General features: G+C 68.7%; 22 protein-coding genes and 6 pseudogenes. 11 read left to right on the top strand and 17 right to left on the bottom strand.

Annotated features, from left to right (window positions below):
- Positions 1 to 809: 809 nt before the first annotated feature.
- Both ACFZA0_RS25285 and uvrA read right to left on the bottom strand, forming a co-directional pair.
- A complete protein-coding gene (locus ACFZA0_RS25285) occupies positions 810 to 1,178 on the bottom strand; it encodes an anti-sigma factor antagonist (protein WP_391020959.1) in 369 nt (122 codons plus the stop codon).
- 378 nt (positions 1,179 to 1,556) lie between these two features.
- Complete coding sequence (gene uvrA / locus ACFZA0_RS25280; RefSeq protein WP_391020957.1) at positions 1,557 to 4,025, bottom strand: excinuclease ABC subunit UvrA; 2,469 nt, start codon at positions 4,023 to 4,025, stop codon at positions 1,557 to 1,559.
- A gap of 245 nt (positions 4,026 to 4,270) precedes the next feature.
- Here uvrA and ACFZA0_RS25275 point away from each other — a divergent pair, with 245 nt between their 5' ends.
- Positions 4,271 to 4,771, top strand: coding sequence for a hypothetical protein (locus ACFZA0_RS25275; protein ID WP_391020955.1), 501 nt, complete (start codon positions 4,271 to 4,273; stop codon positions 4,769 to 4,771).
- A gap of 192 nt (positions 4,772 to 4,963) precedes the next feature.
- Here ACFZA0_RS25275 and ACFZA0_RS25270 read toward each other — a convergent pair whose 3' ends face one another.
- Positions 4,964 to 5,368 (bottom strand): MerR family transcriptional regulator, encoded by a 405-nt coding sequence (locus ACFZA0_RS25270; RefSeq protein ID WP_391021369.1) that lies wholly within the window; start codon positions 5,366 to 5,368, stop codon positions 4,964 to 4,966.
- Positions 5,369 to 5,446: 78 nt separating this feature from the next.
- Between ACFZA0_RS25270 and ACFZA0_RS25265 the strand changes: the two genes are divergently transcribed.
- A complete protein-coding gene (locus ACFZA0_RS25265; protein WP_391020953.1) occupies positions 5,447 to 6,631 on the top strand; it encodes an MFS transporter in 1,185 nt (394 codons plus the stop codon).
- A 133-nt stretch (positions 6,632 to 6,764) separates the two neighbouring features.
- On the opposite strand, the gene ACFZA0_RS25260 is transcribed toward ACFZA0_RS25265, so the two are convergent.
- A complete protein-coding gene (locus ACFZA0_RS25260; RefSeq protein ID WP_391020951.1) occupies positions 6,765 to 7,028 on the bottom strand; it encodes a hypothetical protein in 264 nt (87 codons plus the stop codon).
- Positions 7,029 to 7,248: 220 nt separating this feature from the next.
- Here ACFZA0_RS25260 and ACFZA0_RS25255 point away from each other — a divergent pair, with 220 nt between their 5' ends.
- Positions 7,249 to 7,890 carry a hypothetical protein gene (locus ACFZA0_RS25255; RefSeq protein ID WP_391020949.1) on the top strand — a complete coding sequence of 214 codons (642 nt, stop codon included), beginning with the start codon at positions 7,249 to 7,251 and terminating at the stop codon, positions 7,888 to 7,890.
- A gap of 451 nt (positions 7,891 to 8,341) precedes the next feature.
- On the opposite strand, the gene ACFZA0_RS25250 is transcribed toward ACFZA0_RS25255, so the two are convergent.
- Positions 8,342 to 8,728: a hypothetical protein gene (locus ACFZA0_RS25250; protein ID WP_391020948.1), complete on the bottom strand. Its 387-nt coding sequence runs from the start codon at positions 8,726 to 8,728 to the stop codon at positions 8,342 to 8,344.
- Positions 8,729 to 10,957: 2,229 nt separating this feature from the next.
- Between ACFZA0_RS25250 and ACFZA0_RS25245 the strand changes: the two genes are divergently transcribed.
- The gene (locus ACFZA0_RS25245; protein WP_391020946.1) at positions 10,958 to 11,170 is read left to right on the top strand and encodes a DUF6199 family natural product biosynthesis protein; all 213 of its coding nucleotides are present in this window, start codon (positions 10,958 to 10,960) and stop codon (positions 11,168 to 11,170) included.
- Between the two features lie 26 nt (positions 11,171 to 11,196).
- Here ACFZA0_RS25245 and ACFZA0_RS25240 read toward each other — a convergent pair.
- Together ACFZA0_RS25240 and ACFZA0_RS25235 are read right to left on the bottom strand one after the other, a co-directional pair.
- Positions 11,197 to 11,373 (bottom strand): annotated as a pseudogene (locus tag ACFZA0_RS25240) (IS5/IS1182 family transposase); the annotation flags it as partial.
- A gap of 1,118 nt (positions 11,374 to 12,491) precedes the next feature.
- Positions 12,492 to 12,899 carry a DCC1-like thiol-disulfide oxidoreductase family protein gene (locus ACFZA0_RS25235; protein ID WP_391020944.1) on the bottom strand — a complete coding sequence of 136 codons (408 nt, stop codon included), beginning with the start codon at positions 12,897 to 12,899 and terminating at the stop codon, positions 12,492 to 12,494.
- Between the two features lie 185 nt (positions 12,900 to 13,084).
- Between ACFZA0_RS25235 and ACFZA0_RS25230 the strand changes: the two are divergent.
- A pseudogene (locus tag ACFZA0_RS25230) lies at positions 13,085 to 13,240 on the top strand (transposase family protein); the annotation flags it as partial.
- A 20-nt stretch (positions 13,241 to 13,260) separates the two neighbouring features.
- Here the strand turns inward: ACFZA0_RS25230 and ACFZA0_RS25225 are convergent.
- The 3 genes from ACFZA0_RS25225 to ACFZA0_RS25215 all read right to left on the bottom strand — a co-directional run bounded on the left by ACFZA0_RS25225 (position 13,261) and on the right by ACFZA0_RS25215 (position 16,262).
- Entirely contained in the window at positions 13,261 to 13,944 is a 684-nt protein-coding gene (locus tag ACFZA0_RS25225; protein ID WP_391020942.1) for a hypothetical protein, read from the bottom strand.
- Entirely contained in the window at positions 13,944 to 14,882 is a 939-nt protein-coding gene (locus tag ACFZA0_RS25220; RefSeq protein ID WP_391020940.1) for a hypothetical protein, read from the bottom strand. The genes ACFZA0_RS25225 and ACFZA0_RS25220 overlap by 1 nt, the downstream gene beginning before the upstream one ends.
- 75 nt (positions 14,883 to 14,957) lie before the next feature.
- Positions 14,958 to 16,262, bottom strand: coding sequence for a discoidin domain-containing protein (locus tag ACFZA0_RS25215; RefSeq protein ID WP_391020938.1), 1,305 nt, complete (start codon positions 16,260 to 16,262; stop codon positions 14,958 to 14,960).
- Positions 16,263 to 16,725: 463 nt separating this feature from the next.
- Between ACFZA0_RS25215 and ACFZA0_RS25210 the strand changes: the two genes are divergently transcribed.
- From ACFZA0_RS25210 to ACFZA0_RS25200, 3 genes are all read left to right on the top strand, one after another.
- Positions 16,726 to 17,373: a TetR family transcriptional regulator gene (locus ACFZA0_RS25210; protein WP_391020936.1), complete on the top strand. Its 648-nt coding sequence runs from the start codon at positions 16,726 to 16,728 to the stop codon at positions 17,371 to 17,373.
- A 94-nt stretch (positions 17,374 to 17,467) separates the two neighbouring features.
- Entirely contained in the window at positions 17,468 to 17,635 is a 168-nt protein-coding gene (locus ACFZA0_RS25205) for a hypothetical protein (RefSeq protein ID WP_391020935.1), read from the top strand.
- A 59-nt stretch (positions 17,636 to 17,694) separates the two neighbouring features.
- Positions 17,695 to 17,952 carry a hypothetical protein gene (locus ACFZA0_RS25200; protein WP_391020933.1) on the top strand — a complete coding sequence of 86 codons (258 nt, stop codon included), beginning with the start codon at positions 17,695 to 17,697 and terminating at the stop codon, positions 17,950 to 17,952.
- A 179-nt stretch (positions 17,953 to 18,131) separates the two neighbouring features.
- On the opposite strand, the gene ACFZA0_RS25195 is transcribed toward ACFZA0_RS25200, so the two are convergent.
- Positions 18,132 to 18,341: a hypothetical protein gene (locus ACFZA0_RS25195; protein ID WP_391020931.1), complete on the bottom strand. Its 210-nt coding sequence runs from the start codon at positions 18,339 to 18,341 to the stop codon at positions 18,132 to 18,134.
- Between the two features lie 251 nt (positions 18,342 to 18,592).
- On the opposite strand from ACFZA0_RS25195, the gene ACFZA0_RS25190 reads away from it, so the two are divergent.
- Together ACFZA0_RS25190 and ACFZA0_RS25185 are read left to right on the top strand one after the other, a co-directional pair.
- Complete coding sequence (locus ACFZA0_RS25190; protein WP_391020929.1) at positions 18,593 to 19,183, top strand: SUMF1/EgtB/PvdO family nonheme iron enzyme; 591 nt, start codon at positions 18,593 to 18,595, stop codon at positions 19,181 to 19,183.
- Between the two features lie 56 nt (positions 19,184 to 19,239).
- A pseudogene (locus ACFZA0_RS25185) lies at positions 19,240 to 20,039 on the top strand (phosphotransferase).
- Between the two features lie 481 nt (positions 20,040 to 20,520).
- Here ACFZA0_RS25185 and ACFZA0_RS25180 read toward each other — a convergent pair.
- The 5 genes and pseudogenes from ACFZA0_RS25180 to ACFZA0_RS25160 form a co-directional block, all read right to left on the bottom strand.
- A pseudogene (locus ACFZA0_RS25180) lies at positions 20,521 to 21,289 on the bottom strand (transposase).
- Between the two features lie 32 nt (positions 21,290 to 21,321).
- Positions 21,322 to 21,699 (bottom strand): hypothetical protein, encoded by a 378-nt coding sequence (locus ACFZA0_RS25175; RefSeq protein WP_391020927.1) that lies wholly within the window; start codon positions 21,697 to 21,699, stop codon positions 21,322 to 21,324.
- Positions 21,700 to 21,887: 188 nt separating this feature from the next.
- Complete coding sequence (locus ACFZA0_RS25170; RefSeq protein ID WP_391020926.1) at positions 21,888 to 22,055, bottom strand: hypothetical protein; 168 nt, start codon at positions 22,053 to 22,055, stop codon at positions 21,888 to 21,890.
- Positions 22,056 to 22,658: 603 nt separating this feature from the next.
- Complete coding sequence (locus ACFZA0_RS25165) at positions 22,659 to 23,465, bottom strand: hypothetical protein (protein WP_391020924.1); 807 nt, start codon at positions 23,463 to 23,465, stop codon at positions 22,659 to 22,661.
- A gap of 59 nt (positions 23,466 to 23,524) precedes the next feature.
- A pseudogene (locus ACFZA0_RS25160) lies at positions 23,525 to 23,779 on the bottom strand (IS256 family transposase); the annotation flags it as partial.
- Positions 23,780 to 23,826: 47 nt separating this feature from the next.
- Here ACFZA0_RS25160 and ACFZA0_RS25155 point away from each other — a divergent pair.
- A pseudogene (locus ACFZA0_RS25155) lies at positions 23,827 to 24,021 on the top strand (chloramphenicol phosphotransferase); the annotation flags it as partial.
- 51 nt (positions 24,022 to 24,072) lie between these two features.
- Here ACFZA0_RS25155 and ACFZA0_RS25150 read toward each other — a convergent pair.
- The gene (locus ACFZA0_RS25150; protein WP_391020922.1) at positions 24,073 to 25,182 is read right to left on the bottom strand and encodes an LLM class flavin-dependent oxidoreductase; all 1,110 of its coding nucleotides are present in this window, start codon (positions 25,180 to 25,182) and stop codon (positions 24,073 to 24,075) included.
- Positions 25,183 to 25,194 lie beyond the last annotated feature (12 nt).

Genomic DNA, 25,194 nt, shown 5'->3' with positions numbered 1-25,194 from the left:
CACCGCGCTGCCGTGACCACGACTGCCATGGCCACTGACCTCGCTCGACAGCCGGGGCGGGCGGCGACGGCCGTGTGACGGTGCCGAGAGCCCGACCAGGCGTAGCTGTCCGCTGAGGATGTCGCGGGCGGCGTCCTTGAGGAATTGCTGGTGGCTGAACGCAACGGCGCGCATGCGGGCCAGGGCCGTCCAGAGTCAGGAGGGCGGGGATGCGGCTGTATGCCTGGAGCCTGGCGCGGCTCGCTGGGCTGAAGGAGATGGGGGAGGTGTGGTGGATGTCCCCGCCGCCGACCGGGATGTTGGTGCCGACCGGCATGGGAACAGCCGTGACACGGCGGATGCCGAGTTCAGCCGTGGCCTCGGTGTACGGCCCTTCCCCTGCCACCAGTTGGGCGTCCTCAAGCTGGTAACTGCGTTCGTCGGATGCGTACGCGACGGTCCTGACCTGACCCGAGGTGATCGGGCTGACTCCCAACCCGTCCGTACCCACGTCCCCCGCTCACGCTGTCACGGCGGACGGCAGCGCCACTGGGCGGTCGGCGGCACGCGCCACCCCGAGGACACGTGCCCAAGCCGCGGCGTCCTGCCGTACGTCCACGGCACATCACCCGTCCCTGCCCGAAGCGCGGCGGACCCGCACTCGCTCACCAGCAGGAAAGCCCAGACCGCCGAACCGGGCCTGTCAGCCTTCGCCCGCTCGTACCGTCGAGGACGTGCCCGCACGGGACGGCTGCCGGGATCGTCGACAGGAAGGGGCGGGGGCCGTCACTCCCCGGAACTCCGGCCCCCGTCATCGGCCGGATCGCGGTTCAGGCGTGGAGGGCTTGCTGCACGGTGGGGAAGCAGGGGATGGCCTGGTGGAGGCTGACGAGTTCGATGACGCGCCAGACGATCCCGGTGGCGCCGGCCAGGCGCAGCCAGCCGCCGTCCGGGAGGGCGTGGTGGGCTGTGATGAGCACGTTGATGCCGGTGGAGTCCATGAACGTGACCCGGGTGAGGTCGACGACGGTGTACGGCGCGGGCCGGCCGCCGTCCGGGAGGAGTTCTTGGCGGAACTGGGTGCCGGTGTCCTCGTCGATCTCACCGCCTACCGCGAGGACGAGGACGCCGCCCTCCTCGCGGCGGGTGATCGTCAGCCGCCGCGGACTGTGCGCGCGTGCTGGGTGACTTGCTCCCACGCTTCTTCCCTCGCCGACATGTGGTGATGCTCTGGGCACAGGTCATTACCGCAGACTGCCCATGGGGGCCTGGGGAGATGCCTGGGCTGGGGGGTCGCACGCGGGTAACCTACCGTGCGGACACGGCACCCTTGCACGGGCACTCGTGGCGGACATCGGCGGAAACCCGGGGCCGGGGCCAACAGTGACGGCACCGGTCGGTCGTCGACCGTCGGAAGCCGGAGGCCCCGAAGGCCCGTTTGCTCTGCCGGACGGCCTCAGCGTTGCCCAAGCCCGGCGTTGCGCCGTCGACTCCCTGGCCGGCGTGGATGCGCGCGACCATGCGCTCCGGAACTCGGCCGGCCTGTGCTCGGCCCCCGTGCACCGTCGTCACCGTCGTCAGGAGCCCGCGAGCCGGGCCGCGAGGTAGGGCGCGGTGGCGCTGCGGCGAGCCCTCGCCACCTTGGCCGGCGGGCCCGTGGCCACCACCCGGCCGCCCGCGTCGCCGCCGCCGGGCCCGAGGTCGATGACCCAGTCGGCGGTGGCGATCGTGTCCAGGTCGTGCTCGACGACGACGACCGTGTTGCCCGCGTCGACAAGCCGGTGCAACTGCCGCAGCAGCAGCGCGACGTCCGAGGGGTGCAGCCCCGACGTCGGCTCGTCGAGCAGGTAGAGCGCGTGGCCGCGGCGTGCCCGCTGTAGTTCGGTGGCCAGCTTGATGCGTTGCGCCTCACCACCGCTGAGTTCCGTCGCGGGCTGCCCCAGCCGCAGGTACCCCAGTCCCACCTCGCGCAACGACTCCAGACTGCGGGAGGCGGCCGGGACGCCGGACAGGAACTCGGCGGCGGCGTCGACGGACAGCCCCAGCACGTCCGCGATGTTCTTGCCGCGGTAGGTGACTTCCAGCGTTTCGGCGTTGTACCGGGCACCCCGGCAGGTTGGGCACGGCGCGTAGGTGCCGGGCAGGAAGAGCAGTTCCACCGCGACGAATCCTTCGCCCTGGCAGGTCTCGCAGCGTCCTTCGGGCACGTTGAAGGAGAACCGCCCGGCCGAGTAGCCCCGCGCCCTGGCCTCGTCCGTCGCCGCGTACAGCTTGCGCACCGCGTCGAACATCCCCGTGTACGTGGCCAGGTTGGACCGGGGAGTTCGGCCGATGGGCCGCTGGTCGACCCGGACCAGCCGGTCGAACGACTCGGCTCCTGAGGCGTTTTGGACGTCGACCTCCAGCTGCGCCTCGTCGGGCTCCTCTGGCGCGAGTCCGAGGTGGACGCGGACGACCTCGGCGAGCACCTGCGTCACCAGCGTCGACTTTCCGGAACCTGACACGCCGGTCACCGCCGTCAGGACGCACAGCGGTACGTCGACGGACACGTCCCGCAGATTGTGGCGGGACACGCCGCTCAGGTGCAGCCAGCCGTGCGGTGTGCGCGGGCGGTGATCGAGAGGCTCGGCGCGCCCGAACAAGTACTCGCTCGTGGCCGACTCGCCCACCCGCTCCAGACCGGCGACCGGGCCGCTGTACAGCACGCACCCGCCGCCCTCGCCCGCGCCGGGGCCGATGTCCACCACCCAGTCGGCCCGCCGTACGACGTTCATGTCGTGCTCCACGACGAACAGCGAGTTGCCCGCCGCCTTGAGGCGGTCCAGCACGTCCATCAGCGGTTCCGCGTCAGCCGGGTGCAGGCCCGCGGAGGGTTCGTCGAGGACGTAGACGACGCCGAACAGCCCCGAGCGCAGTTGGGTGGCGATCCGCAGGCGCTGCGCCTCGCCCGGCGACAGGGTCGTCGAGCGACGCCCGAGACTGAGATATCCGAGGCCCAGGTCGAGCAGGACGTCGACCCGCGCGACCAGATCGCCGCAGATCCTGACCGCGACCTCCGTCGTCTCCCCGGATCGGGCCGTCGGCGTGGTGGCATCTGCCCCGGACCGCCCCGCGACGGGCCGCAGCAGCGCCACGACCTCGGTGAGCGGCATCGCGTTGATTTCGGCGATGGAGCGTCCGGCGAAGGTCACGGCGAGCGCCTCGGGCCGCAGCCCGCTGCCGTCACACTCCGGGCAGGGCACACTCCTGACGAACCTGAGCGCCCGTTCGCGCATCTTCTCGCTCTTGGAGTCGGCGAGGACGTGCATGACGTGCTTGCGGGCGCTCCAGAACTTGCCCTGGTAGCCGTAGTCGACGCGGTCCTCCTCCGGCTCGACGTACACGGAGGGCTGCTCGTCCGTGTACAGCAGCCAGTCCCGGTCCTTCTTCCTGAGCCTGCGCCACGGCCGGTCGATGTCGATCCCCAGGCCGCTCACGACACTGCGCAGGTTGGCGCCCTGCCACGCGCCCGGCCAGGCGGCGATCGCCCCCTCGCGGATGCTCAGCGAGGGGTCCGGGACGAGGAGGTCCTCGGCGACGTCGTGCACGACACCCAGGCCGTGGCACTCCGGACAGGCACCGGCCGCGGTGTTGGGCGAGAACGACTCGGCCTCCAGTCGGGCGGCACGGGGCGGATAGGTGCCGGCGCGGGCGTACAGCATGCGCAGCAGATTGGAGAGCGTGGTGATGGTGCCGACCGTCGAGCGCGAGCTGGGCGACCCACGGCGTTGCTGCAGGGCCACGGCCGGTGGCAGCCCGGTGATCTCCTGCACGTGCGGTGCACCGACCTGTTGCAACAGCCTTCGGGCGTACGGTGCCACAGACTCGAAGTAGCGCCGTTGCGCCTCCGCGTAGAGCGTGCCGAACGCGAGCGAGGACTTGCCGGAACCGGAGACGCCGGTGAAGGCGACCATCGCGTCCCGCGGAACGTCGACATCGATGTTCCGCAGGTTGTTCTCATTGGCGCCCCGGACGTGCACAAAGGGGTCGGTCGCGTCTCTGTTCACCCTTCCTGACTACCTGATCACGCCGCAGACCGCGCGACAGGCGCCGCTACCGGTCCTCACCCACACGAGCGTCCGGAGTGGCCTTGCACCCGAGGATGTCCTGCACCTCGACTCCGCGGCCCGCGTAGACGTCGGTCCCGCCCGCCGCGTGCCCGGTCCGACGCCGCGGACCGTGGCGTAACGGGGCTGACTTGTAGAGGGCGGTGGTGGGGCAGTGTTCGGCAAGGCAGTTGCATACTCACCGCATGGCCACGTTCTCTGCTCGGTTCCGGGACCCGCGCAGCACCGAGTACGACTTCATCACCTTGATCATGGTGCGGTGCCCCGGTTGTGGGGATGCCGCCCGTGTCGTTCCGGCGCCCGAGGACGCCAATCCTGGGGGGCGGATTCTCTTCAGGCCTCGGCGCCTGGTCTGTCATGGTTGCGGGCTGTCGCGGGCGTGGAGCGGCCGTCGTGTCGCGCTCTCCGCCGGCACAGCTCGACCAGCGACGGATCCGTACTTCGGTATGCCGCTGTGCCTCCAAGTCGAGACCCGGCACGGGTGGTTGTGGGCGTACAACCTCGAACATCTCGACTTGATCCGTCGTTTCGTCCAGGCATCCCTGCGGGAAAGAGCGCCCTGGTACGACACTGGACAGAAGATGACCTTGGTGGCCCGTCTTCCGGCATGGATCAAGAGGGCGAAGAACCGGGACGAGATCCTGCGTGCCGTCAGCCGGATCCACGCCTCACTGGTTGCCGCCTGACCTGCTGTGTCGCAGGTCAACCAGTCTGCTCCCTGCACCTGCGGGGATGGTCCAGCTGTGAAGCGCTCGACGCCCGCGAGCGCGCAGACCGTGCAGGGTCCGGTTCGTCCGTCACCAATGTCGTGTCCCCCAACAGCTGTTGGGGGACACGACATTGGTGACGGCGGCAGTGCTGCTCGGGATCGGTGGGCGTCATGCCGTTGTGATGTGGGCTCTTGCGCTGCTTGTCACACGGTCTGCCACATCGACGGGTGCTGCGGCGATGACTTTGTCGAGTGCGGCGCGGGAGGTCTGCAAGTCGGTGATGGCCTTGGTGATCCGCTCCCGTTCCCTGGTGAGGTCGGCGAGGAGGTCGGAGCAGGTCGGCACCAGATATTCGCCCTCGTCACGCAGGCACGGCAGGATCGTGGCGATGGTGGCGGTGTTCAGGCCGGCTGCGAGCAGGCTGCGGATACGGCGCACGGTGCCCACGTCCGCCTCGCTGTATTCGCGGTAGCCGCTGGGCCGCCGCTCGGGGTGGAGCAGGTTCTGTTCCTCGTAGTAGCGCAGCAGCCGTTCGTGTACGTCGGTCTTCCGGGACAGCTCACCGATCCGCACGTCGTCCTCCTCGTGGATGCCCCGGGCGGGCAACGCCACTTGACTCTCACACCGATGTGAGACTCTAGCTTCCTCGTCATGAGTAAGAACTCCGCTTTGCTCGCGGTCTTGTGCGCGAGCGTCTTCGTTGTCGGTACGTCGGAATACCTGGTTGCGGGCATGCTGCCCGAGGTCGGTGCGGATCTGCAGGTACCGCAGAGCACCGCGGGGCAGGCGGTGACCGCCTACGCGCTCGGTGTGGTGATCGGCGGGCCCGCGGTCACCATGCTGACCGCACGGCTGCCCCGCAGGCCTCTGGCGCTCGGGCTGATGCTGCTGTTCGCCGCGGGCAGCGCGCTCAGCGCTTTGGCCTCCTCGTTCACGATGTTGCTGGCCGGGCGAGTGGTCTCCTCGCTCAGCCACGCCGCGTTCTTGGCGTTGGCGCTGGTGATGGCCACCAGCGCGGTGCCCGAGCACAGGGCCGGCTCGGCGATCGCCACTGTGGCCTCCGGGTTCACCGTCGCCACCCTGCTCGGGGTACCGCTGGGCTCGCTGCTGGGACACGCGGCCGGCTGGCGGGCCCCGTTCGCGGTGCTGACCGCGCTGGCCCTGGCCGCCGTTGCGCTGTTGGCGCTGGTGCTGCCCAGGCAGCAGGCGTCGTCCACCACCGTGCGCGACGAGCTGCGCGTGGTGATCCGCAAACCGGTGCTCCTGGCCATCGCAACCACCGCGGTCGGCTTCTCCGGCGTCGCCGTCGTCTTCACCTACATCGTGCCGCTGCTCACTCGCGTCGCCGGCTTCTCCCCGGCGGCCGTCTCCGCCCTGCTGTTCACCTACGGCGCCGGCAGCTTTCTGGGCAACCTGGCCGCCGGCAAGCTGACCGACAGGTCCATGTCCGCCACGGTGCGCGGGGTGTTCGGCGGCCTGACGGGCGTGCTGGCAGTCATGCCGTTTGCCGCCGCCCGGCAGCCCACCGCCGTGCTTGCGGTCCTGGTCCTCGGCCTGCTGGCCACCGCCACCATTGCCCCGCTCCAGGGACTGATCCTGCGCCATGCCGGTTCCGCCCCGACCTTGGCCGTCGCGGCCAACGTCGGGGCCTTCAACCTCGGCGCCGCCGCCGGCTCTGCCCTCGGCGGGGCCATCGTCGCCGCCGGCGCGCTGCGCTGGACCGGCCTGGCCGGGGCCGTCCTCAGCCTCGGCGGCCTGGCCCTGACCTACTTGGTCCTGCCCCGAACCGCGACCGCGCCGCACACCGGCAACGCCCCGGCGGGCACCGCTACCTGAGCCTTGATCCCACCCCTGGAAGGTCAGTGCCCGAGTAGGTTCGGCGGCGGTAAATGCGCCGGTCGAGGACCGGTGGGCGCTGGGCGGTGGGCGGTCGCCGCGACGGCCGTGGTTGTGGCGGTGTCGTTGCTGGTCAGTCTTCTCCGGGATGGTGCAGGCGTTGCCGCGTTTGTGCAGGTGGGTGCGGGAGCCTCGGGAGTTGTGGGCCCTGTCGGCGATGACCTGGGCGCGTAGGTCTGGATCTACTGGAGGGCCCGGGTGACCAGACCGTCGGCGTACGGCGACGGAAGCGGGTGTGGACCGTCTTCGATGGTCCGTGAAGTTTCGGCAGGTCACGCCTGGAAACCCCGGTCCTGATCCTGTGGACCGTCCCATTGACGACCTGTCGATCTTCCACAACGCGGACGGTCGGTCACGGCCCGGGGGATAGGCGGGGCGGGTAACTCCCCCTCCCGGCCGAAGAGTTCATGGTGACGTAGCACCCCACCGTGAACCATCACCCGATGACCTGTGAAGACGGACCGGGGTGCTCTGACCTCCTAGGTTCGCCGGGTTGAGCGGATGGTGGGGCCGTTGATGCTGGGTGCCCGGCCGGGGCATCCGCCTATGCTCGGCTCGTGCAGCAGCATTCCGACAGCAGCAACCCGTTGATCACAGCGTTCCCGGCCAAGCTTGCAAGCGATGCCGAAGCGGTCCTGGCGGTGATGCCTGCTTCTCGGCTCCGTCCGCATGCCCCGTTTTCGGTCGCTGTGGGTGACCAGCAGGTTGTGATCCCGGGGCGCCTCTACAACGACGAGCCGTCGACCGACGCGGTGGCGTCGCTTTCGTCGCGCCAACGGCAGCTTCTGCATTGCCTTTACTCAAGACACTGCGACGGGGTGGTCAGGCAGCGTCACCTGGAGAATGTCGTTGGTTCCACGGACCCATGGGTCGTCCCCTTCGTCGTACAACTGGCTGGCGAGTACGTTGTCGAGATCCTGGTTGTCATCTGCGACGAACTCCGTGATCTCGCCACGCCCGGCACCCGCGGCCACCTCGCTTACGGGCAGTTCATCGTGGACAACCCTGCCTTTTTCGCGCGCACTCAACGGCGGGTCGTGAGCTACTGGAACTGCTATTACCGAGGCACCTACGCGAGTTTCCGGGGCTACCCGGGATGCACTCTTCTCGACCTCCTACGGTCCGCTGCCTCCGACAGAGCCGGACATCCCTGGCCCAACCTCGCTCCGGCCGGCACCACGGTGGACGGCTATTGCTAGGGGTGCTCCCCGCGTACACGGGGATGGTCCCCGGCCGCGAACAGCGCGCCGCCCGCAGCCGCTTGCTCTCTGCGGTTGCGGGGATGGCTTTGGCGGTGTCGTGCTGCCGGCGGCGTGGAGGTTCTGTGAGGCGCGGTCCCTTTGACAGGCTGCCTTTGGGTACCACCCGTGTGCGGCGCGCGTCGGCACCCTGCGCACCTTCTGCCTGACCTCTGCGCAGGGAGCGTAGGTATACCGGTCCCGTACTGACGGCATCCCGGCGTGGAGGACGTAGCCGGTGTGAGTGAGACCCGTCAATAGACGGCAACCCGTGCTGCGGGCGGTGGCCCCTGCTCGGAAGTGCAGCCGCATGTGCGCGCTTCTCGACCCGTGCACGCTGTCCGGTGTCATTGAGGCTTGAACGGCGTCACCGATACCGATTCCACATGCCGTGAGTCCGCGACACGTCGGCTCATCGGGTCGGTATGGCTCCGTGGGGACTGTTGATCACGATCGGTACTGACCCTTCGACGAGGTAGGGGTGCTCGGGGAAGTAGTCAATGTGGATGTGAGCGCCCGCCTCGGCGCCGGCGATGCCCTTCAGGTTGTCTGCGAGGACGGCCCTGGCTCCGGGATCGCCGCTGATCACCAGGACCCGCCGCGAGGCGTCGAGTTCGATCCGCACCCCGGGACCGGAAGTCTTTCTGGCTTCGATGCCTGCCAAGGCGTCGCCGCCTTGTGCTGGGACGGAGCCGATGAACCCCTCGCCCTCGGCCACCGCGTATGCCAGGCCGGCCAATTCCTCCGCCGAGGCAGTGATATCCACCTCACCGAACACAGGGTCCGAAACCAGTCGCACGGGCGGCGCTCCTTCACGGTCGGACCTCCATGATGCCGTGAAGGTCGAGGAGGGTCGGTGGTGGCCCGCGCGGGGCCAACGACCCCGCCGCAGTGGTCCGGCCGGTCGACGCACAGGCTCCACCCGGCTCTGCACAGGAGCAACGCGGTCCCGGCGCGGGGAGGTCTGTTGCAGACGCTGCCGTACGACGGGCGGGAACACAGGGTCCTCGTGCTCCACATGCATGGCTGCCCGGTGGCCGAGGGCACCGGGCTGCGCCGGTGGATGATCCCGCCCAGGTGTGGGTCTTCCTCCGAGAGAAGCGGGCGACGCCCTGCGCGACCCGCCACCCGGGCGTGTTGCAGGCCTGACTGGTCGCGGGGTGGAGCGGATCAGCAACGAGCGCATTCTGAAGGCCGCTTGCCGGCCTGGTGAGCGTGAGCGACGACGAGCAGTTGCTGCGATCGACAGTGCCGTCGTCAAGCAACTACCGCAGCAGCAAAGCCAGTTGGTCGGTGAACCTGGCATGTCCGGGTAGGCGAGCACGAGAGTGCGAACAGAGGGCACGCATCGAGGCACTGGAGGCAGGATGCACGCGTTCATCGGAGCGCTTCTCATAGTGATCACCGGGTTGCTCGTCATGCTGAAAGGTTGGGCGCAGTCCAGGAGCGCACGGGATTTCTGGCGGCGTAGGCGTGGCCAGTGATGTCGGAGTCGGCGTCTGACGGGCTGGGCAGCAGTACTGGTCTGAAACCCCTCCGGGGGACCTGAGGTGTTCGTGGCCGGGAATCTGATTTCTGACGGACGGGTACGAAGTGCGGGTGTGCACATCGTCGGTTTGTCCACCGAGGCGGGGTGCCAGTGGTCAGCGAAATGGGAAATCTGCTGGTAGGCGTCGCGCTCAAGAGGACGCTTGTTTTCTCTGCCGTTTTCACCGTCGTAGGGTTTGGGGTTTGCTCGCCCGGGCCGCAGTGGTGACCCGGCCCCTGGCGTTGTGGGGGTAATTTTCGCAGGGTGCGGGGCCGCGTTGAAAATCCAGTCCCTGCTGTCCCGGCGATGGGTTTCCTGTTGATCCGGGTGTCGGGTCGGCATAGGGGAGGCAAGAAGTATGGGCAGGTTCGGGAAGGCAGCTTACGGGTCGGAGTCTGCGATCCGCCGCAATGCAGTCCTCACCGTGATGTTCTCGATCGTCACCTGTGTGGCAGGGGTCATGATGTTGGTGAATGGCATCACTCAAGGATGGATTTGCCTAGTGCTGGCCGTCGTTTACGTCGGTGTCGTTCTCGTCGCAACGAGGATTCGGGCACGCGTCGGAAAGGTTGGGAACCAGCAGCCGCACTCACGCTGAGCCCCTGGGGGAGCCGCCCACGGTCCTGGCCGATGTGGCCCAGGGTTGTCCCAGGTCGAGGCGACGGGTTGGAAGGCGCAACCGGCGGTCGCAAGTGCCTACCACCGGGAACGGAGCGTGCGGCCGGTTAGCCGGGACAGCCTTGCGATGGGCGCCGACCCTCCCTTGTGACTGGGCGGTGCCGTAGGTCATCAACCGCCCTGAATGTAGAGCTACTTGGCCAATAAAGCTGTCGGGGCCGGGTATGCGGGCTCAGAAGGTTCAGCGAGACGGAGTCGAGTGGGCACTGCAGGCCTCCGCCGGCAGGTGCCGACTACACCAGTTGGAAGAGGTGGGGGACGTGTCACGATTTTTTGCACGGGCCTACGGCAGCCAAGCGGCCATAAAAAGGAACGCATGGACCGTGGTTGCGTCGTCGATGATTTGCTATGCGCTTGCCGCTTTTCTCGGTATCAAGGCCGGTTGGGGGGCGGCTTACCCACTTCTGCTGGTTGCAGGAGTATGCGACGTTGTCTGCGTTTCTGTATGGCTCGCTTTCCGTAACAAGAGAAGAAGCTAGGGGGCTCCGACTATTGTCCGGTGTTTTAGCGCGGTCGCATTCTGCTGCGTGGGCCACGACGGCGTTCATATAATTTCTGCTGACGATCATGGCCGTTGTAACTGCGATCGCTATTAGTCAACGCGGCAGGCGACGAATCTCCACGGTCGACCACTCGGAACCTCCCGGCAGGCGACGCATCACACGGGAATGGAATACCCCCTTTCCGTGGTCCGTATGAAGAATAAAGCGATGCGGCGGGTGCTCCGTGTGACCCGTTGTTTTACTGAAGAAGCGTCAGGTCCCCCGGTTGGTGCCGATTAAGTTTGATGGTGTGTGCTGCTTCTGATAGCAAGGAGTCGAAATGGTGATCGTATTCCTGTGCCTGTTTCTTGTCATGGGGTTGGTCCAGGTCATACGCCCCCAGTTGTTGTGGCGGTTGAACAGTCGCATGCAGCGTGGTTGGGTCAAAAATCCTGAAGGGACCGAGCCCACCAGTAAGGGATACGCCATGCAACGGGTGACAGGGGTGATTTTTCTGGCGTTTGCCACCGTGATGCTGATCCAACAGGTCTGACCCCAAGATCAGACCGTGAGGCTTTTTCAATCTACGGTTGAGCTGCCGTGATGCAGGGTGTGCACGGCCTGGGCGAGGCCCGTGATGCGGGTGGTCGAGCAGCGAAGTGTGCGGAGTAGCCGCCAGGACTTGAGGATTGCCGAGGCTTGTTCGACGAGGGCGCGGGTCTTGGCCTGGGATCGGTTCACGGCCTGTTGGCCAGTCCGGATCGCCTCGTCGTCGACGGGCACGAAGTGGGCGTTGCCTGTCGTTGGCGTGCGGGCTGGGGAAGGGTTGAAGGGTCCTGGGGTCGAACAGGATTCCGGCGACACTGCGGCTCACCCTGCCCAGGCGCGATCCCGCGCTCTCCCACAACGCCTCGCGCTGCCGGTCGACAGCGGGCACCTCGTCGCGGTATCCGATATCCCACCGGCGTGCTCCGGGGCGGCGAGGGATCTGGGGCTGCCGGACTTCCTCGGCGCTCAATGCGGTGATGCAGGGGACGCGCCGGCCGCCCCACGACTGACCCCTGACCCACGCGACGTAGGCGCCGACAGGGCCGCCGCAGGTTCCCGTCCTGCGGCGGGCCGGTGGCCGAGGGGCCCCGACCGGTACGGAGTCCGAGATCTTCAGCTGTCCAGCTTCCGTGTCGCAGCCGTGGGGCTCGGTGGTGGTCTGTCTGAGGGGTTCCTCTTGTGTGCGCTGGGCGCAGGCGACGGCGCAGGCGGCGCGGACGAAGGCGGCGACGGCCGGTGAGCGCGCGTCCTGGGGCCAGGCGATGGCCAGGGTGGAGTTCGGGGCGTCGCCGACAGGGCGGTAGCGATGTCTGGTCGCGTATATCGCCGGGCAACCGAGGGGGCGCGAAAACACGACGCTGCCCGTCTCGACGAGGCTGAACATCTCCGACAGGTTCGAGGCAGGCGGTACCGCCCCTGGTCGGGGCTCGGTGGGTCGGCCGTGGCTGGCCCGGGAACCGCCCCCGTCTTCACGGGGTGCAGTGGCACCCATTTCAGCCCTGAAGTACCAGCAAAATTCCCGCGGGGAGAATCGAGCCCGTCGCAGCCCCCTCGCCCGCGAGCCAGGGCCCCGCGCCATGAAGGACTGAACGCCGAGGCGTGATGCCGTGTAGGCACATTCCTCTTCGCCCGGGTGGGGAGAATCTGCTGCCGGACGACCACCCGCCATAGCCACCCTCGGCCGCCCCCGTCGGGTCTCCGGGAGCGCCGGAGGTCCGGCAGCGGGGCGCGGTACCGAAGCAGGGCGGTCACGCCGTCCCACCGGTACACGGTCGTCACTAGGGTGCTCCCGAGAGGGACGCCACCCGGAGGCGTCCCTGTCCTCCTCAGCGCCCCTGGGGTGTACGCGCACCGGGCCCGCGGTCGGCCGGCAGTGCGCAGGCAGGTGAACCCCCGGGCAGCCGAGCTCGGTTGGTGGCGACGAGCCGGTAGATACCGTGCGCGAACCAGCGCGCCGGGGGCAGTTCGAGCAGACCGCCCAGCCACGCCCAGGACCCGCCGCTGCGCAGCAGCAGTTTGGCGACGGCCTGGGCGCCGCCGTGCACAGTGCCCTGCGGCGAGATCCACAACACCTCGCGCTCGGCGCGTGGTTGAGTGACCCCGAGGGAGGCGAGGTCCGCGAACTGCCATGCCGTGACAGCGCAGTTCGGACGAAGCCGTCGGGTCACGAAGTTCACCGAGGTCGTGCAGAAGGCGCAGTCACCGTCGTAGACCAGCACGGGTTGGTTCAACATGGCCCCATCCTCCCCGAGCCGACTGCTATCGCCGGGAGGCGGTTCCGCAGGGGCTGTAAATCGTTCGGGTCTGTTCCGTAGTTGGTGGTGGCGGTGCGTTCTCGCCGGCGATCATTGAGTGTGCATGATGCCAACGGGCTGCAGGGAAAGCGTTTTCGGGCTTGTCGCCGTTGATCGTCGAGGATGTGGCGGATGGTGGCGAGATAGTTTGGGTTTCGGCCCGGCCCCGGGACGTTCCGGTCTGCGGGATCGCGATGAAAAGGGTTTACGGGTATCACACCCGGACGGTGCGGGATGTGCCGGTCGACGGGCGGCAGGTCATGGTCCGGGTGAGGATACGACAGCTGGTCTGTGGGGGTGGTCAGATGGGCAGGTGCGGGAGAGAGCCGGGGTCGTCCCAGCGGCGCTTGTTGAGTTGGGCGCGGGGGATGCGGGTGAGGTCGAGTGCGGCGTCGGTGAAGGCGATGGCCTGGCGGCGGACGGCGGCGGTGTCGATGAAGTCCATGACGGGCTTGCCGGAGCTGAGGAGGTAGGCGGGGCCGCTGATGTACTGCATGGAGGGCAGGGCGGAGACGCGCCACAGTCCTTCGCCGTCGCCGGGCCACCAGAAGCCGTTGGGGGATTCGCCGCTGATGGTGTCGGGCATGAAGGGGCGCAGGACGCGGTTGCCGTCGACCTGTGAGCGTTCCTGGGCGGTGCGCGCGACTTTGATCATTTCCTTGTGCGGGGACGCGAAGCACAGGCCGGTCTCGTAGCCGGGGCCGAGGCGGTAGGTGCCGTTCTTGTCGGGGAGCCAGGGGCGGGCGCCGAGGTGTTCGAGGCTCATGGCGGCGGCGGTGCGGGCGACGAGGTCGTCGGTGTGTTTGCGCAGGAAGGCTTCGGTGCCCATGGCGTGGCCGGACATGTGGCCGGTGCTCATGACGATGAGGATCGAGCGGGGAAGTTCGTTGCGGGGGATGCGGGCGAGGTAGTGGGCCATGGAGAGGATGGCTTCGGTGCCGTTCTCCTCCAGGCCGTTGGTGCCGTCGGTGTGGGACTGGATCATCACGAGTTCGTCGGAGGCGCCCGGGATGATGCCGTACAGGTTGGGCGTGGTGATCTCCTGGACGTCTGCTTCCAGGCGCAGTCGGACGGTGGCGCCGTCCTTGGCGGCTTTGGTGAGGGTGGCACCGGTGTCGCGGTCGACGATGAGGGAGGGCAGGTCGCGGATGATGCCGTCGTAGGGCAGGTACTGGCCTTCGGCGGCCTCGGCGGGCAGGTCGAGGATGACGATGACGCCGGCGGCGCCGGCTTTCTTGTGTTGGTCGAGTTCTGTGACGAGGCTGCTGCCGGCGAACCAGGTGCGGTCGTAGGTGGCGAACGGGTTGTAGCCGGAGGGATGTTTGGGCTGGAGGGGGCGTCCCAGTTGATGAGGTCGATGAGTCCGTAGGGCAGCGACGGCGGTTTGACGGTGACCAGGCCGATCGCCCCCTTGACGGGTTTCAGCGACAGCGGTGCGGTGATGCCCTGAGGGCCGGTGTTGCCGGAGTAGGGCACGTACCAGGAGACGTTCACCGGTCCGGCGTTCTGGCCGCCGGTCACGTCGAGTTGCCAGGCGGAGGGCTGCCAGCGGTTGAGGGGGACGGGATCGGTGGTCACGTTGCGGATGCCGACCCGTTCCATGCGGGCGGCGAGGTCGTCGATGTAGGCGTGGTGGGAGCGGGTGCCGGTGGCGCGCAGGCCGATGGCGTCGATGGCTTCCTGCCAGGTGTGCATCTGGCTCAGCGGCATGAACTGGTCCGGTGCCACCTCGCGGGTCGCCGAGCCGCTCAGCGTCTGCTGCGGCCAGGCCGACGCGTTCGTGCGTGAAGCGGCGGAGGCGGTGGCCGCAGGGGTGGTGAGGGCGAGCGCGGCGCCGGCCGAGGCGGCGGCGCCCAGCAGGGTGCGCCGGTTCGGACCGGTCGGTCGGCCCGGAGCGTTCTCGGGTGTGGCGGGCGTGGGCATGGCGGAGTCCCTTCGGGGCGGGGGAGTGGGCGTGGCAGGCAGCTGAGGAACGGGAGTTGAGCCCGAGGCGGTGGCTTACGGGGCGATGGGCGCGGTGTTCTGGATCTTCGGCTCGCGGATCGGTGTGCCGTCGCTCCAGTAGCCCAGGAAGCGGTGTTCGGGGGTGTCGCCCAGGGCGATGTCGGTGTCGGTGCCGTCGAGGGCGGCGTGGCGCAGGGCGTCCCACTGACGCCAGATGAGGTTGTAGTCCAGGGCGTCGACGGCGGCGTTGGGCCCTCCCTGGCTCACGCCGTGGGCGCTGGAGAGTCCGGGGGTGCCGTGGTTGTCGGTGTAGGCCAGGACGAGGTTCTTGTTCTGGGCGGGGATCTGGGTCAGCAGCGGGAAGATCGTGTTGCAGCTGGCGCCGGCCTTGCCGGATTCGCTGATGACGCCGTCCTGGCCGAGGAAGCACACGAATTTGGTGGTCGCCGGTATGCCGGTGAGGGAGGCGTCCAGGGTGGGCTCGGTGCCGCCGCCGGCGTCGGTGGGCTCGTCCAGGAACACGGCGCGCGGTTTGGGCAGGCCCAGGGACTGCCAGCGGTTGACGAGGTTGGCGGTGATGATCCCGCCGAAGGAGTGCCCGAAGTAGGTGGCCTTGTCGAGTTCGGGCTGCACCCGGGAGGGATCCGCCTTCAGGTAGTCGAGAGCGCCGCGGATCCCCGCGAGTGCCGCGTTGCGGCACGGGGTGGCGTCCAGCGGACCGGCGCACGGGGTGATCAGGGAGGTCTGCCAGCGGGGGTAGATGACGATGCTGCCCTTGCGGACCGTGTGCTTGATCAGCGCCTCGTGCATCTTGTAGCCGGAGTAGTCGCCGTAGCCATGGGTGATGACCGTGACCGGTGCGGAAGCGGGGGTGGGGCCGGTCGGCTCGAACACGTACCAGCCGTTCGACCCGCTGCCGCCGCTCGTGACGCGGAAATCGTGGGTGTAGTCGGATCCGCCCGGCCCTGAGGCGGGTTGACCGGGTTGCGGGACGATGCCGAGGAAGTCCCGCAGGACGAGCGGGTGCGTCTGATTCACGGCCGGCCGCACCCTCACCCAGCGGGCCGCGGTGCCGGCCGGCACGGTCAGCCGCACCTCGTTGCTGTCGGCGAACGAACCGACTTCGGTCCAGGTCGCGTTGTCCTTGGACACCTCCACGATGCCGCTGGAGATGCGTGCCGAACCGTGGAACAGACTGGTCATCGACAGTGCCACGGTCGGCAGGGGCAGTACGGCGCCCCGGTCGACCTTGATCCAGTCGTCGGTGGTGGGCGCCCGGTCACTCGTCCAGGCGGACGTTGTGCTGTCGTCGGTGGCGTTGGCGAGGCTGCCCGCCGCAGTCCCCAGTGACGTACTCATCACGGGCTGGCGGGACGTGTCGTCCGCATGGGCGGCGGGGGAGGCCGGCCCGGTCAGGCAGGAAGCGGACACGGCGGCGGCCACGAGGAGGATCCGGACGCCGCGGCGAACGAAGTCCCGTCCAGGAGCGGCACGGGTAGGAGGTGGCGCAGTGCGGCGGCCGTCACGACTCCGTTGTCGTGCAGGGGACTTGAGGGGCATGGGCGGCTCTCCCATCGCGAACGGGGCGGGCATGGAGCGATGGCCGAACCGTAGACTTACCGCCGGTTACTTCTCAACAGTGTGTCGGGAATTTTTCAACGAGATGTCGGCTCGGTCTCGGACGCGGAGGTGGTTCACCCGGCGGATCGGACAGAGCAACGGCCCCATTTCGTCACCTGTACATCGGCACCCGCCCGGCTAGAATCACGACGCCGTGTCGGCTCGAACCGGCACACCTTCCAGAACGAAGAGGCAGCCGCCGATGACCCCCACACCGAGCGGTCCCGCCGGGCGCACCGGCCGCAGACGCGGCCCCAGCAAGGGCGACCTCAAGGAAGCCGCCCTCCTGGACACCGCTTACACCCTGCTGACCGAGAAAGCGCTGGCGGCGATCAGCGTGGAGGACCTCACCCGGGGTGCGGGAATCTCCCGCTCGCAGTTCTACTTCTACTTCGACTCCAAGGACGCGGTGATGCTCGCGCTTGCCGAGCGCATCACCGACGAGATCCGGACCACCGTCGCGGGATTCCACACCAAGTCCGACGGCAGCGTCCCGGACCTGCGCAAGGCGATCGCCGGTTACCTGAACCGATGGCGCACCCAGGGGCCCGTCCTGCGGGCGATGTCGCTGCATGCCGAGAGCGATCCGGCTCTGAACGGCTTTTGGACCGGCATCACGGACGACCTGCTGGCCGGAATCGTGGCCTCCGTCGAACGCGGCCAGCGCGCCGGGCACTTCGCCCCGCCGCCGCCCCGCCCCGAGGACCTCGCGCACGTCCTCTTCGCGATGCTGTGGCGCACCGGGTACGAGTTCTCCACCACGCCGATGACCCGCGCCGACGAGAAGCGGCTCATCGGCACCCTCGCCGTCGTCTTCGAGCGCACGCTGGGCATCCGCCGCCCCGCGTGACACGTTCGGGCGCCTGACGCCCGCGCGGCTCGAACGGCTCCCGTGTTCCGGGTGCGCCGCTACCGTGACACCGCACGCCCCCGGGGAGGCATCCATGGACGAACAGCCGGCCACCACGGATCGGCAGCGCATGGAGCCCGCGGCGGCCGACGCGGTCCGCGCCTACGCCGCGCGTACCCGGGCCAACGCCGAACGCCTCGCCGCCGTCCTGGAGGACATCGCGGAGAACGGCCTGCCCGCTCCCGAGGACTGCACCCCCTGAAGAGAAATCCGCGAGGCGCACCTCGCCCGCCTCGTCGCGCAATGCCCGGCCGTCGCCTCATGCCACGCCGCGCCCGGATCACGTTCTCCGACACCGCTGCCAAGCAGTTCGAAGCCATCACCACGGAATCAGCCGTGCACGCGCTGGACCGCGCCGTGGTCGCCATCTCCGTGGACCCCGGCATCGGAGCCATGCTCCCCGGCCAACCGGACGCCACCGGCCCCCAGTTGCGCGAGTACGCCGACGACATCGAGCAGGTCCGCGTCGTCTGCTACGTGACCGTGCTGCGCACAGTCGGTCGAAGGGCCGTGACGTAGTAGAGGAACGCGGACCCCGTCGATGTCGTCGACGTAGTCGCGCAGCAGGGTGCCCAGCTCGGGATTGACGCCGATCGCGACGATCGCGCGGTCCACCGGGTGTCTCGCGCGCCGTGGAGCTTCGCCAGTTGGCTCAGTGCGGCTCCACCAGGACGACCTGGGAGCGGCGTGGGGCGTGGTCAGGCGACACGGGGCTGTTCACCGGCGAGTCGGTCCAGGTGGGCGCTGCGGGCTTCCTCCCACAGCGCTCCCGTCTGCGGTGACGGGTAGCCGTGGGCGGCGATGTCTTCCAGCACCGAGGCGGGGACGTCGACTCGCGCGCGCTGGTCGGCCGCGTAGGCGCGGGCGGAAGCGGCGGCGTGCTCATCGAGGGGCTGGCGGTCGGGCACGGGGGCCGGGGCTGACCTGTGCCAGTGAATGTTGATCGATTGCCACTGAAGGATGATTGATGGCCGTCTGTGTCACTGAAGGATGACCACTTGCAGATTCGTGTCAGCCAAGGACAACCGTTGGCGGCTCTGTCGTTTCGCGATGGCAGGCCTCGTTAGGATCTCCCGATCATGGACGTAATGACGGGGAACGAGATGGTCGCCATCCCGCCAGGGCAGGTGACGCTGTCGGACCGGCGGACACAGCGCAGTTGGTCGGTCGACTTGCGTCCTACCAACTCCGGCATTCCCAGTCACCCAGGCGTTGTACGCACAGATCACAGGCCAGCGGCCGAGGACCGCCCCTGAGGAAGCTGCCCGTCGAGTGCGTCTCCTGGTGGGACGCGGCGCGGTTCTGCAACGCCCTGTCCCAGTGCGCCGGCCTCGCGCCCGTGTACCACTTCCGTGCCGAGGCCGAAGACATCGAGTGGGACGCGTCCGCCGATGGGTATCGACTGCCGACCGAAGCCGAGTGGGAGCACGCCTGCCGTGCCGGGACGACCGGGCCGCACTACGGGGATCTCGGCGAGATCGGCTGGTACCGCGGTAATTCGCACGAGCGCATCCACGAGGTGGGCGGCAAACGCCCCAACTCGTGGGGGCTTTACGACATGCTCGGCAACGTCTGGGACTGGTGCTGGGATGTCTACGACGCGGAGGTCTATGGCGCCTACCGGGTGCTCCGTGGCGGTGGTTGGTTCGATGAGCACTGGAGTTGCCGGGCCTCCACGCGGCGCCGCAGCCACCCGACTTTCCAGGTCGACGACGTGGGATTCCGCGTCGCACGTTCTGTCGTGAGCTGATCCACGTCGTCGGCAGCCCGGCCCGCACGGGGTGGATCCGGCGATAGCGTGACCTCATGACAACGGAAGACGAGGCGCTGGTCGGCGGCATGGCGAATGCGGGGGCAGTCTTCCGCCGAGGGGAGTTGGTGGAGCGACCAGCACCGCGCAACGCGCGCGCCCTCCATGCCCACTTCCTTGCGCTGAAGGAGCACGGCTTCGACGCGGCGCCGACCCCCGTCGGTCTCACCGCGGATGGCCGTGAGCAGCTTACTTTCATCCCTGGCGACGTAGCTATGCCGCCGTTCCCGGACTGGGCGATGACAAGTTCTGCCCTCGAATCGGTGGGAAGCCTGCTGCGGCGTCTGCATGAGACCAGCGTGGCCGTCGCGGTCGACACCCGCGCCGGGTGGCCGCCCCCGGACCTCGCCGACCCGGAGGGGGAACGATGTTGTGCCACAACGATGTGTGCCCGGAGAACGTCGTCTTCCGCGACGGTCGTGCCGCGGCCCTGATCGATTTCGACTTGGCGGCCCCGGGCCGTGCCCTCTGGGACTTCGCCATGACCGCCCGCTATTGGGTGCCCATGCTCGATCCCGGGTCCGCGGCCGCTTTCTATCCGCACGGGCAGGATGCGGCCGCACGGCTGCGGATTCTTGCCGACGGTTACGGCCTCTCGGCGGGGGACCGCGCCGAGTTGCCCGGCGTCATCGAGCAGGCCACGGAGGTCCGCCGGGCCTTCGTCGCCCGCCGCGTGGCCGACGGAGACCTCGTCTATCTCCGGGCGTTGGCCGAGCGTGGTGGATGGGAACGCTGGGACCGCATGCAGACCTGGCTGGTGGACCACCGTCAGACGTTCACAGCTGCCCTTCGATGACGACGGTCATAGTTCCCACGCCAGCACTGTCGGCGTACACGGATGAGTTCTCCGCCCCACCGAGGAACGGTTCGAGTTGACCCCCACCAGGCGGTCGGCCTGGTGCGCGGCGACGGCTGTAGTTGTCACCGGCCGGTGTGGCTGGTGGGGCCTTGGGCCAGTCCCTGGTCGGCCGTCAGCCGTCGGCGGTGGGCGGCGCCATTTTCAACCGCGAGGCCTTTCCGCCGGAGGAGACCAGGTGAAGACCGACAGCGATTTCGTCCCCCTGCTTGGGGCTCCCGTCCGGCAGGACGAAGGGCATCCTCTCAAGGAGGTCGCCGCGTCCTGGTCGGTTGCGTTGCCCGAGGGCTTCATCGCGAGCTGGAGGCGTCCCGGACGGTTCCCCAGACGGTCCTGCCGACCCCGGGCGGAGTCCTGAGCGTTGTCCCGTAATGATCTCTGAGTGGCTTCGGGCAGGGTGGGTTGCCGTGCGGTGGGTGGTCTATCCGGCGAGGGCGAGGTTGTGAATCCGTGCGATGCCGAGCATGGCGTGGTGGACGCCGTCGCCTTTGAGGCGGCAGTCGCGGAGGATCTTCCAGGTCTTCATGCGGGCGAAGACGTGCTCGACGCGGGCGCGGACCTGCTTGTGGGCCTTGTTGTGAGCCTGCTTCCAGTCGCGCAGTTCCTCGCCCTTGCGGCGCCGGTGGGGCATCACCAGCCCGGTGCCCGTATAGCCGCCGTCGGCGATGGTCATGGTTGTGCCGACGGCAGCCTTCGCGCCGGACTCCTCCCACGCCTTGCAGTCGTTGCGGTTGCCCGGCAGAGGTCGGCCGACCACCACGACGAGCCGGGTGACGGCGTCGACGACGACCTGGTGGCTGGGTGGAGTAGCGGTAGTTCTTGGACTGCTCGGCGCCGGTGTGGTCGCGGGCGGGCACCAGGGTGCCGTCCACGATGAGCACGGTGTCCTTCGCGAACCGCTTGCGGGGCTGGGGCGCGAGCATTGGCCCGAGGTGGTCGATGATCCGGTCCGCCGCCGACTTGGAAACCCCGAACAGTGGCGCCAGTTGGCGCATGGTCAGGTTCGCGCGTCAGTAGGCCGCGATCAGCAGGGCCCGGTCCTCCAGGGGCAGGATCCAGGGCAGGCCCCTACGGGCTGCGTCCGCACCCCCGCGCCGCAGAACCGTCACCAACTTCCAGAACTGGCGCGGGCTCAACCCAGTGAATGCGGCTGTCCAAGGCGGCTCCGACGCCGCGATCACACCAGCCACGCCAAGATCATCGCATCGGAAGGCCTGCCCCGTCAGCGAGGCCCCTTGCCTGAGCGGAACTCGTGGATCACCTGGAGCTCGCCGACAATGTGGGCGTTGAAGTCGTCCAGCTCCTCGGCCGGCACCCAGAGCTCGAGGATCGTCTGCCCACCGGCCTGCTGGATGGGATACCGGCTCAAGAATTCCGACTCGACCTCAAAACGAGTGACGAAGCCGGCGCCATCGTGCTTCACGTTCCAGTCCCGCGCGATCCTGACCGCGTAGTCCTCGTTGAGGACCGGGTAGAAGATCGGCTGCTCCGGCAGCCGGGGCGGCCAGGCACGCCAGTTCAGCTCCCGAACCAGATCCAGCTCCTTGGGGCCGGTGGGGCGCCACAGGGTCGTCGTTGCTCGCTGGCTGGTCATCTGCATCGCTCTCTGAACGGTGGGCCGCTGGTACGGCGGGACGGGAGAGCGGACGATACCGGCACCGTGAACCCGTCAGCCACGCAGTTTCCGTACCATGACCAGCAGTTACGGGACAACCCTTAGGTACGGTTGGATTGCCGTTTCCCCGGGCCTCCAATGGCCCGGGGGACGGTCACGGTGGGGGAGCAGGTTCAGTAGTAGTCGTCGCCTTCATTGTTCGGTCCGTACCGCTCGATGAGGTCGCAGGTGCGGGTCCCGCCTTCGTAGTGCGTCTTGTCGCACTCTTCGTGGTGCTTCCGCTTCGCCGGTGCCGCCGACTGCGGGGCGAGGGGCGGCGGGACGGCCTCGGCGGCCGACACCGCTCCCGCTCACTCCATGCCCGGCGCGGCGAGCACGGCGAGCTTGTCGGGGGCAAACTTGGCTCGGTGTCTGGCTGTTTGCTCAGAAATACCCCGAGCCGGAACCTCCGTCCCGTCCCGTCCTCCAGGCGCTCGACGTGCCCCCTGGAGACCATCAGCCCCTCCCGGGCCTGGTACTGCGTGAGGGCCGCGACGCCCTTCTGGAAGGCGCTCAGGGCCGCTGTGGGCGCCTTCGCGGGAGCCTCGGCTCTGGGGCCGGCGGGACGACGCCGATGCCCTCCAGGTGTGCGCGCTGCCCGTCGCTGCTGGCAGGAGTGGTCTTTCGGAGTTCTGGTCCTCCGGCGGTCGGTGCGGGATCGTTGTGGCAGGTGCGGCTGTGTTCGGTAGTCCGAGGCCTTCCGCGGTGTGTCGTGCGAGTCCTTGGTCCCTCCGGCGGCCAGGTGGCGGTGGAAGAACACCTCCTCCTGCCAGCGGCCCCACACCCGATCCGTGTGGTCGGCGGCTTCCGCCCGGAGGGCGTCGCGGAAGTCGATCAGCGCTCGCGGCCCTCCCGCGCACTGCCGGGACGACGCAGGCTTCAGCGGAACTTGCCCCCACGTGCGATCAGCGATCAACCTCCGATCGCCTGCGTTCCTCCGGATCACTGGCGAGGTGGTCGAAGTACCCGTCGAGCAGGCCGATCAGGCCGGCCACTGCGTGCTGCTCAGTCTCGGGTGACCAGGGCTCCTCGGGGCGGCCGTCGGGAAAGAGCAGTTTTTCGGCCAAGACCCAGTACACCAGGTTCCTGCCGTATCCCAGCTTGGCTGCGAGCCACTCCCTGAACCCGTCCAGCAGGGCTTTGTCGGAGGCGATGTCGTAGCCGTAGAGGAACGCGACCACCGCCCCGAAACTCACACGGCCGACGAACAGTTCAGGGCTCCTCTTGAAGTCGGCCCAAAGGTCCTGGTGCGACCGCGTCGGCTTGCCCCGGCCGCGGCTCCAGGCAGCGGGCACATGCCTCAGGTCGGTGCCGACCCCCCAGACGGAATACGAGACCGCTTCCGGCCCCACGCCGAGAGCCGCGAGGAGGACGCCCGCGCGGGCGGCCGGATCGACAGGCCCACCCTTGCGGGTCCACACGTGGGTTCCCGGAGCGTCTCCCTCGTGGTGGGTGACGACGAAGTCCGTCCCGTCCAGCACGAAGAACGCCGCCCGCACACTGCCGCGCCCGTCCCACGAGGTCTCAAGAGTCAGCTTCAGCCGCCGCGCCACCGCCTCCAGGTCCACTGAGAGCAGGGCCAGCGAGCTCAACGGCCAGGTTGCGCTCTGGAACATGGACGCCTGCCGCACCGGATTGCGTCCACCTGCCTGGAGATCCGTCGCGGGCTCCCAGTCAGCCTCTGCATCTGGTATTTCGATCATCTCGGTCACGACGCACAGTCAACCAGTACACGATCTCGATCCGGCCGGCCGCTGAGGTAGCCGCAGGCGCGTGAGTTGCCGCCGTTCTTCCCAGCCGGATCGTGCTTGTCATAGCCGAGATGGTCGGTGATCTCGCCCTCGAGAGCGGACTCCAGGAGCCGCTTGGTCAGCTGCTGCAGCAGCCCACCCTCGCCGGTCAGCTGAAGACCCTCGGCCTGAGCCCGGCCCACCAGCTCGTCAATCAGCCGGTCGTCCACAGACTTCGCCGGCTCCGCCTCAAACGGCTCGACGGGTTCGGCCTCGGTCGCGTTGTCGCTGGTCATCGATGCATCCTCCTTGATCAGGAGTTACACCGATCGTTTTACAGTCCCTGCTGTGGGTCGGCGTCAGGTGTGACGCCGCGGTTGCCGCAGCCCGCGAGGCGGCACGAGGCGATCGGACCATCGGGATGGCCGCGTCCCAGGCGGACGTGGTCCACCAGGGCGTGACCTATGACCTGGAGGTGGACACTACGCACGCGGAGGCGATGGAGTGCGCACGAACCATCGCGGCGCGAGCCACCTGACCGGCAGGTCGCTGATCGGTTGCTGTGACCGCAGCCGTCGTGCGGGAGAAGTCACTGCCACGGAGCCGGCTTCCCGTGGCCGCCTGCGCGGACGTCGGAGAGGGAGACGAGCTCGGAGGGGGGCGCCACTCCCTCTTCGCCCTGCCCGGGGGCGGGACGCCAGCCCAGTTCGGGGGCGATCAGGTGCCGTACGTCGTGCAGGATCTGTTCGTACTCCTCCCGGTGGAACTCGTAGGGGAGTTCCAGCCGCAGTTCCGCGACCTCGCCGAAGACCGGGTCGGCGGTGAGCCGTTCCACGATCTCGTCGGCGGTCCCGACGATGTCCGGGGCGAAGAGGGTCCGCCGGGGCCCCTGCGGGGCCAGGGTCCTGGCGTGGCGGCTCTCCGCGTAAGCCCGGTAACGGGCGCGGCCGGCCGCGTCGGCGCCGTCCAGCGGCACGATCACCCGGCCCAGGGCGACCCGGGCGGAGCTGCCCTCGGGCAGGGCGCGCCGGTGCTCGTCGAGCAGGTTGCGCTGGGCGGTGGCGACGTCGTCGGTGTCCTCGCCGGTGACGATGTTGCCGGTCAGCAGGGAGAGTCCCTGCAGGCCGGCCCAGCGGGCGGAGCGCCGGCTGCCGCCGCCGTACCAGATCCGGTCGGCGAGACCGGGGTTGTGCGGCTGGAGGCGGGGGCGCTGGACGTTGCCGGGTGAGTGGATGACGGTGTCGGGGTCGCCGAGGTAGTCGCCGCGCAGGTGCTCGACGACCCGGGCGATTCGGCCGTACGACAGGTCGTACTCGCGCCAGTCGCCGTCGTGGACGACGTCGCCCAGCAGGTCGGCGTGCGGCATGCCGGTGCTGAAGCCCGCCTGGAGCCGGCCGCCGGACAGCACGTCGGCGAGGGACAGGTCCTCGGCGAGGCGGAAGGGGTTCTCGTAGCCGATGGGGATGACGGCGGTGCCCAGTTCGATCCGCTCGGTGCGCTGCGAGGCCGCGGCGAGGAAGACGGCGGCGGAGCCGACACCGTGCTCCAGGTGGCGCTGGCGCACCCATGCGCCGTCGTAGCCGAGCCGCTCGCCGTACTCGAAGAGAGCGAGGGTCTCCTCCAGGCCGGTGGCGGGGTCGTCGTCGGCGAAGTTGCCGGGGGTGAGGAAGGCGAGGGAGGACAGGGCGGGGTTGCTCATGGGGCGGCGCCT

It is taken from the genome of Streptomyces sp. NPDC008150 (assembly GCF_042956945.1).
GTDB lineage: Bacteria > Actinomycetota > Actinomycetes > Streptomycetales > Streptomycetaceae > Streptomyces.
The sequence above is the reverse complement of the archived record's forward strand: the minus strand, read 5'-3'. Positions and strand labels throughout refer to the sequence as shown.